This is a genomic window from Plantactinospora sp. WMMC1484, assembly GCF_049315195.1.
GTDB lineage: Bacteria > Actinomycetota > Actinomycetes > Mycobacteriales > Micromonosporaceae > Plantactinospora.
In genome coordinates, this window is the sequence record NZ_CP186055.1 from 3,065,203 (window position 1) to 3,077,590 (window position 12,388).

11 protein-coding genes are annotated in these 12,388 nt (G+C 73.2%); 6 read left to right on the top strand and 5 right to left on the bottom strand.

Going from position 1 to position 12,388, the window contains the following annotated elements; translation table 11 throughout:
• The first annotated feature begins 273 nt into the window (after nucleotides 1-273).
• Both ACN28C_RS13555 and ACN28C_RS13560 read left to right on the top strand, forming a co-directional pair.
• Nucleotides 274-1,362, top strand: a complete 1,089-nt coding sequence (locus ACN28C_RS13555) for an S-(hydroxymethyl)mycothiol dehydrogenase (RefSeq protein WP_422773823.1) — start codon at nucleotides 274-276, stop codon at nucleotides 1,360-1,362.
• Nucleotides 1,362-1,991 carry an MBL fold metallo-hydrolase gene (locus tag ACN28C_RS13560; protein WP_422773824.1) on the top strand — a complete coding sequence of 210 codons (630 nt, stop codon included), beginning with the start codon at nucleotides 1,362-1,364 and terminating at the stop codon, nucleotides 1,989-1,991. The genes ACN28C_RS13555 and ACN28C_RS13560 overlap by 1 nt, the downstream gene beginning before the upstream one ends.
• A 60-nt stretch (nucleotides 1,992-2,051) precedes the next feature.
• On the opposite strand, the gene ACN28C_RS13565 is transcribed toward ACN28C_RS13560, so the two are convergent.
• Entirely contained in the window at nucleotides 2,052-3,899 is a 1,848-nt protein-coding gene (locus ACN28C_RS13565; RefSeq protein WP_422773825.1) for a copper resistance CopC/CopD family protein, read from the bottom strand.
• A gap of 90 nt (nucleotides 3,900-3,989) precedes the next feature.
• Here ACN28C_RS13565 and ACN28C_RS13570 point away from each other — a divergent pair, with 90 nt between their 5' ends.
• Nucleotides 3,990-6,017, top strand: coding sequence for a prolyl oligopeptidase family serine peptidase (locus ACN28C_RS13570; protein WP_422773826.1), 2,028 nt, complete (start codon nucleotides 3,990-3,992; stop codon nucleotides 6,015-6,017).
• A gap of 75 nt (nucleotides 6,018-6,092) precedes the next feature.
• Here the strand turns inward: ACN28C_RS13570 and ACN28C_RS13575 are convergent, their stop codons facing one another.
• Complete coding sequence (locus ACN28C_RS13575) at nucleotides 6,093-6,581, bottom strand: MarR family winged helix-turn-helix transcriptional regulator (protein WP_422773827.1); 489 nt, start codon at nucleotides 6,579-6,581, stop codon at nucleotides 6,093-6,095.
• Nucleotides 6,582-6,705: 124 nt separating this feature from the next.
• Between ACN28C_RS13575 and ACN28C_RS13580 the strand changes: the two genes are divergently transcribed.
• Nucleotides 6,706-7,791: an epoxide hydrolase family protein gene (locus tag ACN28C_RS13580; protein ID WP_422773828.1), complete on the top strand. Its 1,086-nt coding sequence runs from the start codon at nucleotides 6,706-6,708 to the stop codon at nucleotides 7,789-7,791.
• Nucleotides 7,792-7,940: 149 nt separating this feature from the next.
• Here the strand turns inward: ACN28C_RS13580 and ACN28C_RS13585 are convergent, their stop codons facing one another.
• Both ACN28C_RS13585 and ACN28C_RS13590 read right to left on the bottom strand, forming a co-directional pair.
• Complete coding sequence (locus ACN28C_RS13585) at nucleotides 7,941-8,942, bottom strand: TIGR04222 domain-containing membrane protein (RefSeq protein ID WP_422773829.1); 1,002 nt, start codon at nucleotides 8,940-8,942, stop codon at nucleotides 7,941-7,943.
• 133 nt (nucleotides 8,943-9,075) lie between these two features.
• Nucleotides 9,076-9,618 carry a hypothetical protein gene (locus ACN28C_RS13590; RefSeq protein WP_422773830.1) on the bottom strand — a complete coding sequence of 181 codons (543 nt, stop codon included), beginning with the start codon at nucleotides 9,616-9,618 and terminating at the stop codon, nucleotides 9,076-9,078.
• 289 nt (nucleotides 9,619-9,907) lie between these two features.
• Here ACN28C_RS13590 and ACN28C_RS13595 point away from each other — a divergent pair, with 289 nt between their 5' ends.
• The gene (locus tag ACN28C_RS13595) at nucleotides 9,908-10,255 is read left to right on the top strand and encodes a hypothetical protein (RefSeq protein WP_422773831.1); all 348 of its coding nucleotides are present in this window, start codon (nucleotides 9,908-9,910) and stop codon (nucleotides 10,253-10,255) included.
• On the opposite strand, the gene ACN28C_RS13600 is transcribed toward ACN28C_RS13595, so the two are convergent.
• Entirely contained in the window at nucleotides 10,174-11,277 is a 1,104-nt protein-coding gene (locus tag ACN28C_RS13600) for a BTAD domain-containing putative transcriptional regulator (protein ID WP_422773832.1), read from the bottom strand. The two genes, ACN28C_RS13595 and ACN28C_RS13600, sit on opposite strands and share 82 nt — an antisense overlap.
• 255 nt (nucleotides 11,278-11,532) lie before the next feature.
• On the opposite strand from ACN28C_RS13600, the gene ACN28C_RS13605 reads away from it, so the two are divergent.
• Nucleotides 11,533-12,261, top strand: coding sequence for a DUF998 domain-containing protein (locus ACN28C_RS13605; RefSeq protein WP_422773833.1), 729 nt, complete (start codon nucleotides 11,533-11,535; stop codon nucleotides 12,259-12,261).
• Nucleotides 12,262-12,388: the final 127 nt, after the last annotated feature.

A 12,388-nucleotide genomic window follows, 5' to 3' on the forward strand; every position in this document is an offset into this window, starting at 1 on the left:
CCACCGACCCGGCCCCACCCACCACCCGATCACCACCAAGACCGGACACCCCACCACAGACCGGACGCCGCGCCCCCGAAGCGGCGGCGGGTCCTCGGACCAGCGCACGGCCATCGCCCCACGGGCGACTCTGTGGCACATTCGTCACCGACACCCCGGCCGCCGCGCGCCACCACCGACCGTGCCGTTCCGGATGGCGGGTGAGCCAGGTCAGCACAGCGGGAGGCCGTGACATGCTACGCGGATCGGGATCGAGATCTTGAAGGAGGCAGTGTGAGCCAGGAAGTACGCGGGGTCATCGCCAGGGTCAAGGGTGCGCCGGTCGAACTGGCCACCGTCGTCGTACCGGATCCCGGCCCCGGTGAGGCGGTGGTGCGGGTGCAGGCCTGCGGGGTCTGCCACACCGACCTGCACTACCGGGAGGGCGGCATCAACGACGACTTCCCGTTCCTGCTCGGCCACGAGGCCGCCGGGATCGTGGAGCAGGTCGGTGCCGGCGTGACCGACGTCGAGCCGGGCGACTTCGTCGTGCTCAACTGGCGGGCCGTCTGCGGCACCTGCCGCGCCTGCCGGCGCGGCCGGCCGTGGTACTGCTTCGCCACGCACAACGCGGCGCAGAAGATGACCCTCACCGACGGCACCGAACTCTCCCCGGCGCTCGGCATCGGCGCGTTCGTGGAGAAGACCCTCGTACACGCGGGGCAGTGCACCAAGGTCGACCCGGCCGCCCGGCCGGCCGCCGTCGGGCTGCTCGGCTGCGGGGTGATGGCCGGGCTCGGCGCGGCGATGAACACCGGCGGCGTCACCCGGGGCGACTCGGTCGCGGTGATCGGCTGCGGCGGCGTCGGCGACGGCGCGGTGGCCGGCGCGGCGCTGGCCGGTGCCACCACGATCATCGCGGTCGACACCGATCCCCGAAAGCTGGAGTGGGCCCGGGGCTTCGGCGCGACGCACACCGTCAACGCCCGGGAGACCGACCCGGTCGAGGCGATCCGGGACCTGACCGGCGGCTTCGGCGCGGACGTGGTGATCGAGGCGGTCGGCCGGCCGGAGACCTGGAAGCAGGCCTTCTACGCCCGGGACCTGGCCGGCACCGTCGTCCTGGTCGGGGTGCCGACCCCGGAGATGAAGGTCCCCGACCTGCCGCTCATCGACGTCTTCGGCCGGGGCGGGGCGCTCAAGTCGAGCTGGTACGGCGACTGCCTGCCCGACCGGGACTTCCCGATGCTGACCTCGCTCTACCTCCAGGGCCGGCTCGACCTGGACGCCTTCGTCACCGAGGAGATCGCCCTCGACCAGGTCGAGGAGGCGTTCACCAAGATGCACCACGGCGACGTGCTGCGGTCGGTGGTGATCTTCTGATGGCGGCCCGGATCGACCACACCGTCACCTCGGGCACCTTCTCGCTCGACGGCCAGACCTTCGACGTCGACAACAACGTCTGGGTCGTCGGCGACGACACCGAGTGCGTGGTGATCGACGCGCCGCACGACGTCGACGCGATCCTGGCCGCGGTCGGCGGCCGGCGCGTGCTGGCCGTCCTGGCCACGCACGCGCACGACGACCACGTACGGGTCGCGCCGGCGCTGGCCGGGGCGACCGGCTCCCGGGTACTGCTGCATCCGGCCGACCGGGTGCTCTGGGACATGGTGCATCCGGACCTGCCACCGGACGGGGAGCTGCGGGACGGGCAGTCGATCGAGGTGGCCGGCACCGCGCTGCGTGTGCTGCACACCCCGGGCCACAGCCCGGGAGCCTGCTCGTTCCACGCCCCCGACCTCGGCGCGGTCTTCACCGGCGACACCCTCTTCCAGGGCGGGCCGGGGGCGACCGGCCGCTCGTTCAGCGACTTCGGCACCATCGTCGACTCGATCCGCCAGCGGCTGCTGAGCCTGCCGCCCGCGACGGTGGTACACACCGGCCACGGCGCGGACACCACGATCGGCGCCGAGGCCCCCCACCTCGACGACTGGCTCGCCCGCGGCCACTGACGTGCAAGGAAGGGCCCCCGCTACAACAGAAAACGATAAGCGGGGGCCCTTCCTTGCACGTCAGCGCACCTGGACGGTGGTGCGCACCGTGGCCTGGTCGATGTCGGAGGTGCGGATGGTGAAGCGCAGCTGCCACTCGCCGGGGATGGGAAAGTTGATCGCGCCGACCGCGTGGTGCGGCTCGATGCCGAGCATCGGGGTGGAGGTCGGTTCGACGCCCTGGGCCGGCAACGAGGCGGTAAGCGTCCACTCCACCGCCGGCAGCGGCTTGCCCTCCGGGGTGTAGACGTAGGCGTGCACGGTGTTGTTCGGTCCGAGCTGCACCGGGTAGATGTCGAACTGGAGGGTGTAGAGCGGCGAGTTGAGCGTCTGGGCGAAGGTGTCGGAGGCGGCGATCTCGGCCTCGATTCCGGCGTTGCGGCCCGGGGTGGTCTGCACCAGCACGGCGCTGATCCCGAGCACGACCAGGCCGACCAGCACCTCCAGGCCGACCGCCCGGCGCAACCGGCGCCGCCCCGCGATCGCGGCTGCCGGACCGCGGCCATCCCCGGGAGCCGTGGACGTGGGAGCCGTGGATGCGGGAGCCGTGGACGTGGGAGCCGTGGATGCGGGCGGAGCGGGTGGTGCTGCCGCGCCGACCGGCACCAGCACGCCGGCCCGCTCGGCGGCGCGTGTCGCGTCGGCGGCGGCTGCCGTGACCGTCCGGCGGCGGACCAGGCGTCGGGCGTACGCGGCGGCACCGAGCAGCACCGCGAGCAGGCCCACCTTGGCCAGTACGAGCTGCCCGTAGCCGGTGCCGACGAGGGCGGCCGGTGTGCCGACCTCGATCACCGCCTGCACCGCCCCGCCGGCGACCAGCCATAGCACCGCGAGCCCGGCCCAGCGGGACCAGACCGGCAGGATGACGGCGAGCGTCCGGGGATGGGCGGCCCGGAGGTGGAAGCAGACCAGCGTCACCAGCCCGCCGAGCCAGACCGACATCGCCGCCAGGTGCGCCACGCTGGCGATGCCGCTGGCCGGCGGGACCGGGGAGGCGGCGGCGTGCCCGGCGACCGGCCAGGTGGCGAGGCCGGCCGCGGCGAGGGCGACCAGCAGCCAGACCCGGAGCCGGCCGGCCCGCCCCGCCAGCACCGGCGGCAGGACGGCGGCGACCAGCAGCAGGATGCCCAGCCTGGCGGCGAGGGCCAGCCCGAAGTCCGAGCCGAGCACCTGGCGCAGTTCGGCGCCGGAGACGTCGAGGAGCCCGGCGCCACTGGTGTACGGCGCCTGCGCCCAGAGCCCGGCCAGGGCGCCGGTCGCGACCAGTCCCAGGCCGACCCGGACCAGCCGGATCGCGCCCCGGCGCGGAAGTCGGCGTGGCCAGAGCAGCCCGAGCAGTAGCGTCGGGCCGATCACCAGGACCAGTCCGGCGTACCCGAGGTATCTGGTCACCGGCACCGCGACCTGGACGTCGGGGCGTACCGTCTGGTCGGCCGGCTCGGGCGGGCTGGCCGAGGCGGCGCCGACGGAGAAGGTGTAGCTCCCGGCCACCGGGTGACTGTCGGCGGAGATCACCCGGTAGCTGACCAGGTACGTGCCGAGCGGCCGGTCGGCGACCCGGATCGGGATCCGGAGTGTGGCGTCCCGCACGGTGGGGTCCCCGTTGTTGATCCGCTTGCCGTCCGGGGCGAGCACCTGCGCCCGACCGGGCACCAGCGCCACCGGTTCGCTGAAGGTGATCGTCACCTCGGTGGGCGAGGAGCCGAGTACGGACCGCTGCTGCGGCACCGTGGAGACGATCGCGGCGTGCGCGGCCGCCGGTCGTGCCGGGGCGACGAGCAGCACGGCCAGGCCAGCGAGGAGCAGCAGCACCGCCAGTACGGCCCGGCCCGGCGCTACCGACGCGGGTCGGAGTCGGGAACGTTCCACCCTTGTTAAATCGTTTATCGGCGCCGGACGGTTCAATCCGCCATCCGACGCAGCGGTAACTTTGTTCATCTCGTGTGGTAGGAACCCTGGGTGGCCCCGGATCTCGACGACGAATTCCGCTGGCTCGAAGCGCTCTCCGATCCCGAGGCGACCGCCTGGGTGCGGGCCCGCAACGCGGAGACCCGTGACGCGCTCGCCGACGACACCTCCTTCGCCACGCTCACCGCCGAGCTGCGTCAGGTGCTGGATGCCGCGGACCGGGTGCCATTCGTACATTGGGACGGAACCTACCTCTACAACCTCTGGAAGGACGAGGCCCACCCCCGGGGGCTCTGGCGGCGTACCACGCTTGACGAGTACCGCCGGCCGGAGCCGGACTGGGAGATCCTGCTGGACGTCGACGCGCTGGCCACGGCCGAGGGCGAGCCGTGGACCTGGCAGGGGGCGGTCGTGCACCACCCCGGCCACCAGCGCTGCCTGGTCCGGCTCGCCCGGGGCGGCTCCGACGCGAGTGTGGTGCGCGAGTTCGACCTGACCCGGCGGGACTTCGTCCCGGACGGATTCACCCTGCCAGAGGCGAAGAGCGACGTCGGCTGGATCGACGCCGACCACATCTACGTCGGCACCGACTTCGGTCCCGGTTCGCTGACCGCCTCCGGCTATCCCCGGATCGTCAAGCGCTGGCGGCGCGGTACGCCACTGGCCGAGGCGACCACCGTCTACCAGGGCCGGGACGACGACGTCGCCGTGTACGCGGTGCACGACCCCACTCCGGGCTTCGTCCGGGACTTCCTCGGCCGCCGGCTGGACTTCTTCCGCCGGGAGGAGTTCCTGCGCACCGACGACGGCGAGCTGGTCCGGATCGACGTGCCGGAGGACGCCGAGACCGACGTACACCGGGAGTGGCTGCTGATCGAGCTCCGTTCGGAGTGGACGGTCGCCGACCGGACGTACCCGGCCGGAGCCGTCCTGGTCACCAGGCTCGACCGGTTCCTCGCCGGGGAGCGCGACCTGACCGTGGTCTTCGCGCCGGGCCCGGACAGTGCGCTCGGCCAGCACGCCTGGACCCGCGGGCACCTGATCCTGAGCAGCCTGGTCGACGTGCGGAGCCGGACCGAGGTGCTCACCCCGGCTGAGGAGGGTTGGCGGCGACGGCCGCTCGCGCTCGACGGCCCGGGGGAGGAGCGGCACGTCGTGATCGTCGACACGAACCCGGAGCAGAGCGACGAGTATCTGCTCGCCAGCACCGGCTTCCTCGCACCCACCGCGCTGCACCACGGCACCGTCGGCGGGCCGGTCGAGACTCTGAAGCGCGACCCGGCGTTCTTCGACCCGGCCGGGATGACGGTACGACAGCTCTTCGCCCGCTCGGCCGACGGCACGCGGGTGCCGTACTTTCTGGTGAGCCCGGCGGGCGAGCCGACCGGGCCGACCCTGCTGACCGGGTACGGCGGCTTCGAGATGGCCTGGACACCGAGCTACAGCGGGATCATCGGGCGGGGCTGGCTGGCTCGGGGCGGGACGTACGTGGTCGCCAACATCCGGGGTGGTGGCGAGTACGGCCCGCGCTGGCACCGGGCCGCGTTGCGGGAGAACCGCCCCCGGGCGTACGAGGACTTCGCCGCCGTGGCGACCGACCTGGTCGACCGGGGCATCACCGTGCCGGCGCGGCTCGGCATCGAGGGCGGCAGCAACGGCGGGCTGCTGATGGGGGCGATGCTGACCCGGTTTCCGGAGCTGTTCGGTGCGGTGGTGGCCCGGGTGCCGCTCTTCGACATGCGCCGCTACCACCTGCTGCTGGCCGGCGCCTCCTGGATGGCCGAGTACGGCAACCCGGACGACGAGGCCGACTGGGCGTTCCTGCGCGAGTATTCGCCGTACCACAACGTCCGGCCCGGCCGGTCGTACCCGCCGGTCCTCTTCGTCACCTCGTCCCGGGACGACCGGGTGCATCCCGGGCACGCCCGCAAGATGGCCGCCCGGATGCGCGGGTACGGCTACGACGTCTCCTACTACGAGAACATCGAGGGCGGCCACGGTGCCGCCGCCGACAACGCACAACTGGCCTTCAAGTGGGCGCTGATGCTGCGCTTCCTCTGGCAGCGGCTGGGCGCCTGACACGTCACGCGGGCCGTCCGCTCACCGTGGGGTCTGCGCTCACCGTGGGGTCTGCGCTCACCGTGGGGTCTGCGCTCACCGTGGGGTCTCGGGCACCCGCTTCCGCGCCTCGCCGGCGTTGTGGTGGTGCAGGAGGCGGGTCAACAGGCGGGTCAGCTGGTCGCGCTCGGTCGGGGTGAGCGGGGCGAGCAGGTCGTCCTGGATCCGGGCCACGGCCCGGTCCAGCCGGCGGAGCTGGCGCCGACCGGCCGGGGTGAGGGTGATGACGTTGCGCCGCCGGTCGGTCGGGTCGGGGGAGCGCTCGACGAGTTGCCGGTCGGCGAGGTCGTTGACCGCCGCCACCACGTCGCTGAGGTGGATGCCGCTGCGCCGGCCCAGGTCGGCCTGGCTGGTCGGGCCGGTCTCGTCGAGGGTCAGCAGCAGCCGGTAGTGGTAGCCGCGGGCGTCGACGGCGGCGAAACCGTCGCCGACCAGCCGCTGCGCGTGCCGGGCGGTCTGGGTGAGCAGCCAGCTCGGCAGTGCGGTCAGCCGGTCGGGCGGGCTGTCGGCCATCCGGTTCTCCATGTGGGCAGCGTAACAACTTCGTTGGTCGGACTAACGTTTCCAGGCCGCCGGCCCTAATATCGTTAGTGTCATAAACGTTAGTCTCACTAATGATAGTCACCGCCCCGTCGGAGAGGACGACAACATGATCAAGCCGTTCCGGATCGAGATTCCCGAGGCGGACCTCGCCGACCTGGCCGAGCGGCTGCGCCGGACCCGCTGGCCGGACGAGCTGCCGGACGCCGGCTGGGACTACGGCATCCCGCTCGCCCGGGTACGCGAGCTGGCCGACCACTGGCAGACCGGCTACGACTGGCGGCGGCAGGAGGCCGCACTGAACGAGCTACCGCAGTACACCACCGAGATCGACGGACAGAACGTGCACTTCCTGCACCTGCGCTCCGCCGACCCGGACGCGATGCCGCTGCTGCTCACCCACGGCTGGCCCGGATCGTTCGTCGAGTTCCTGGACGTGCTCGGGCCACTCGGCGAGGACTTCCACCTCGTCGTACCGTCCATCCCCGGCTACGGCTTCTCCGGGCCGACCCGGGAGCGCGGCTGGGACGTCCGCCGGGTCGCCCGCGCATGGGCCGAACTCATGCGGCGGCTCGGCTACCGGCGCTACGGCGCCCAGGGCGGCGACTGGGGATCGTCGATCTCGCGCGCCCTCGGTGCGTACGCCCCGGAGAACGTCGTCGGGGTGCACCTCAGCTACCTGCCCACACCGCCGCCACCCGGCTGGACCGGCGAGGCGGAACTCTCCGGGGCGGACCGGGAGCGGCTGGCCCGGATCCGGCAGTACGTCGCCCAGCGCCCCGGCTACATGGTGTTGCAGAGCACCCGGCCGCAGACCCCGGCGTACGCGCTGACCGACTCGCCGGTCGGGCAGCTCGCCTGGATCGCCGAGAGGTTCGCCGAGTGGATTGACCCCCGGTCCACGATCCCGGTGGACCGACTGCTCACCAACGTGATGCTCTACTGGCTCACCGGCACCGCCGGCTCGTCGGCCCGGCTGCACCGGGAGAGTCCGATCGGGCCGCTGCCCTGTCCGGTGCCGGTCGGGGTGGCGGTCTTCGCCCACGACATCACCCGGTCGATCCGGTCCTTTGCCGAGGGGGCATATCCAATAGTCCGGTGGAGCGAGTTCGACCGCGGCGGTCATTTTGCCCCGATGGAGGTGCCGGAACTCTTCGTCGAGGACGTCCGGGCGTTCTTCTGGGGGCTCCGCTGACGGCGCGGCTGCCGCGTTGGCCGGTGGCGGTGGCCGGTCCGATCGGCCGGTCGCCGGGCCCCCACACCCGGCGTCCGACCCCGGCCGCGTCCGACCCCGGCCGCGTCCGACCCCGCGCTGTCCGGCCGGGGCCGTCCGACGGAGGGCGGTCAGCTGCCGCCGCCGCCTCCGCAACCGCCGCCGCCTCCGCAACTGCTCCCGCCGCCTCCGCAACTGCTCCCGCCGCCTCCGCAACTGCTCCCGCCGCCACAACTGCTTCCGCCCGAGTCCGAGCCGTAGCTGCCCGCCCCGCAGGCGAAGCCGCCGGCGTGTCCTCCGGAGGTGCCACCGCTGCCACCAACGACCCCGACCTGCTGCGGCAACATCCCGGCCTCGGCGGCGAACTGCGGGTCCGCCGCCCAGAGCGCAGCCGGACCGAAGAGCGCGACCGCCATCCCGGCGCCCGCCGGGCCGTACGTGCTCCACGCCGGATGCTGGGACGGAGCCAGGTGGGCGTGTTCGGTACGTAGGGCGGCCAGTGCCCGGTCGCCGGCCCGGGTACGGCGGGCCGGACGGCGGCCCAGCAGCACGGCGGCCACACCCAGCCCGACCAGGGTCAGGACCAGCGGTAGCCAGGGCTGGCCGGTCGAGACCTCGGCGAGCAGCCGGAGCGCACCGAGCAGCAGCACGCCGGCCAGCATCCAGGTCCGGCCGCGCAGCGCCTGCCGCGTCTGGGTGCCGGAGAGCAGCCCGGCCTGCTCCAGGTCGGTGCGGAGCCGGGACAGCTCCATCCCGACGCCGGAGTCGAAGGGCAGCTCCCGGGGTGCCCGGCGCTGCCCGGCGAAGCGGTGGATCGCCGCCTCCAGGCCGCCGGCCCCGGCCGGGCGGTCACCGGCGACGATCAGGTGCCGGTCCGGAGCGGGGCCGACGGCGATCGCTCCGGCGTTGCGTAGCGAGGCCAGGGCGGCACAGATCGCCAGCCGGTCGCCGCCGTTGAGATGTGCGACCTGCGCGGCGGTCAGCGTCGACGCCGGTACGCTCTCCGGCCCGGCGAGGACCTGCCGGCGCCGTACGGCCGCGAGACCGACGGCGACCACCGCCAGCAGGAGATAGCCCGCCAGGAAGGTCGACGCCGTCATCCCCCACGTCACGGTGCCCGGATCAAGAGTCATGACGCTCCCCCCCCGTCCACTTGGGCCCGACGTTCCTCGATTGTCGGGGCGGGATGGCCGGAGAGCGCTGTTGATCAGCCTTTCTTGCTCGAAGCTTGCGTTTGCCGGGACGGTCGACGCCCGGCCCCGATGCTCAGCCGCGGGTGAGTGGACAGCTGAAGTCGATGCTGAACTCGACCTCCTGCCCGGTGGTGGCTCGCTTGGCCGTGCCGCTCAGCGAGCCCGAGGTGCGGTCGCCGTCCTCGCCGCGCTGACCGGTGAACGCCACCGTCTGGTACGTCTCGTCGGCGCCGCCGAGCGTCAACGGCACGGTCGCCCCGTCGGAGTCCTGGTCGAACGGCCCGGGGTCGTGCGGCAGGGACAGTTCGATCGTGGCGTCGGTGGTGCTCAGCGAGAAGAGCTTCGCCGGCACCTCGATGGTGGAGCAGTCGTCGGTGGTGAACTCGTACTTCTTGCCGTCGGCGGTCACCGTGATCGTGCCGGTGCCTCCGGCCGGCGCTCCCGGCTCCGGTTCGCCGGGCCCCGGTGCGCCGCCGCTCGGCGCGGCGCCGCCATCCGCACCGCTGGAGCCACCCGTCGGAGCCGGGTCGTCGCCACAGGCCGTCACCCCCGAGAGCATCGCCAGCCCCAGCACCGTGCCCAGCAGCATCCGGCGCCCACCGATCCACCCGCGCATCCGCCCCTCCCAGGGTCCGTGGTCGTGCAAACCCCCTCATCGTCGCCGGACTGGTTCGGGGCGGGTTCAGGAATCGTTCGGGTGGCCGGGCGCGGGCCCGGTGCCGGCAGTTCCGGCGCCGCCGTGTGTTCTGCCGGTTCTGCCGGTGTCTCGGCCGGTCGGTCGAAATCGGCGCAGCCCAGCGCGGGGTGCGCCGGCCGGAGCCGGGTCGCGGAACGCTACCCGAAAGTCGCCCGCCGCGGGCCATAACATCGACGGATATCGAAGACCTTGACGATGGGAGCTGGAGATGCGTCGAATATCCGCCCTGTTGGCCGCAGCCGTCACATCGGTCGCGCTGCTCGGGTCACCGGCTCCGGCCCTGGCCGCACCGGGCGATCAACAGTGGTCGTGCGGCAGCGTGCCGTCCGGCTGGGTGGTGTTGGCGTACGCCGGCATCTGCAACCCGAGCACCCGGGCCAGCTACCTCTTCATCCAGCAGGCCGAGGGGATGCCCGCCGGCTCCTCGCTCACCGTGTGCCAGTCCTCGTCCATCCCGGCGGGGTGGCGGATCGTCTACGGCCCCGTGCACGTGGGTAGCTGCGTCGTCAACTGGGGCAGCTCCTCGCCGAACGCGTACATCATCTCCAACTCCTGACCGGGTATCTGCTGGCGGAGCACCCGCAGGTGTGCCGCCCGGAGTTCGGGCCCGGGCGCCACGCCCAACTCGTCGGCGAGCCGGTCACGGATCTCGGCGAAGAGCCGCAGCGCGGTGGCCTGCTGCCCAGCACCCGCCAGGGCGAGCAGCAACCGGGCGTGCAACCGTTCGTGCAGCGGCTCCGCCTCGGCGACCTGGGCGAGCAGTGTGCTGAGCCGGGCGGTCGTACCGGTGGAGAAGGCGAGATCGGCCAGGGTCAGGACGCAGTCCAGCCGCTGCCGGGCCAGCGCCGTCGCCGCCGGATGCCGGAGCAGCCCGGGGAGACCGGCCAGCAGCGGCCCCCGCCAGCAGACGAGCCCGGCGGCGAGCAACTCGACCGCGCGATGCGGCTCGCCCCGGTCCCGCGCCCGAACGGCGCGCTCGGCGAACATCCGGAAGCGGGCCACGTCGACCTGGTCGGCCGGTAACGCCAGCCGGTAGCCGGAACGGTCCCGCACGACGACCGGCGGGGGCGGGCCGGCTACCGGGCCCGCCTCCGGCCGGCCACCGCCGATGTGCCGGCGGAGCCTGGTCAAATAGGTGTGGATCAGTCCGGGGGCGCTGCGCGGCGGTCGGTCCTGCCACAGCACGTCGACGATCTCGGAGACCGGGACCGCCTGGTCCGGCTGGATGGCGAGCAGGCCGAGCAGCAGCCGCTGCTTCGGTGGTCCCACGTCGACCGGTTGGTCGCCACGGCGGATCCGCAACGGACCGAGCACGTCGACGCGGAGTCGTCGGCTCCGGCCGGACTGCCGGCCCGCGACGGTGGAGCGGAGCCGGGCCTGCTGCACCGGGGAGAGGCCGAGGGCGCCGCAGAGCAGGGTCACCACCCGATGCTGCGGCGCCGCCACCCGGCCGTGCTCCAGATCGCGCACAGTCCGTACGCCCACTCGGGCGCGGCCGGCCAGGGCCGCCTGGGTCAACCCGGCCTCCGCCCGGTACGCACGCAGCAGCTCGCCGAACGTGCCCGATTCCTCGCTCACCGGGACCCAGAGTTCCAGGAGGGACTGAACCGCCACTGGAACCGGACTGGATCCACGACCCGGACTGGATCCACGACCCGGACTGGATGCCGGCCAGCGCCGGCCGACTACTCCGATCGGTGCAGGCGGTAGTCCGGTGGCGTCGAGCCAGGTGTCCTCGCCGGAACGACGCGGTGTCGTCGCGGGCGGCCATAACGTCGTGGGCGCCCGCCGCGACCCGCCGGCTGGCGAGGCGACACCAGCGAGGAGGCTCCGATGTCCCGCACCGACACCACCGTTCCGACCCGCTCCGCCCAACGGACCCGCGCGACCGCTCCGGCCGCTCGGACCGCCGGCCGGAGGCGGCGACGGGTCGCCGCCGACGCGATACTCGCCGGGCTCGCCCTGCCGCTCGCCGGCTTCGGCGTGGCCGACCTCGTCAATCCGGGATGGAGCCCGGTCGAGCGGATGGTGAGCTTTTACGTGCATGCACCCCGGGCCGGCTGGCTGATCCCCACCGGAGCGCTGGTGCTCGCCGCCGCGTCGGCCGGGCTGGTGCGGCTGGCCGCGACCCACACCCGCGGCGGCCGGACCGGGCTCTGGCTGCTCGGCCTCTGGTGCGCCGGCCTACTGGTCGTCGGGATCTTCCCAACCGATCCCTACGGCCAGTGGGACCGGCCGCCGTCGCCCGCCGGGATGGTGCACGGGCTGGCCGGCCTGACCGCCTTCGCCGCACTGCCGATGGCGGCGGTCCTGCTCAGCCGGGCATGGCGGCGGGACGCCCGCTGGCGCCCGGTCGCTGCCGCGTTGGCCGGGTCGGCGGCATTGTCGGCGCTGGCGTTCCTGGGTCTCGTGGCGATCACCGGGGACGTGATGGCCGGCGGACCGTCGTTGACCGTCGGAGGGTACGAGTCGGTGGCCGGGCTCGCCGAGCGGGTGCTGCTCTGGTCGTACGCCCTCTGGCTCGGCACGGCCGCGATCGGCCTGCGCCGGATGCCGAAGTGACATAGGGCCATGAGGAGCGGAGGTGAGCAATCGGCGGCTGGTAAAGGGGTAGTGTCCCGGCGACTCTTGGTAGTCGACCGGCTGGCTGAGGCCGGGAGCCGCGGGTCGGTGGCAGGATGTACGGCCA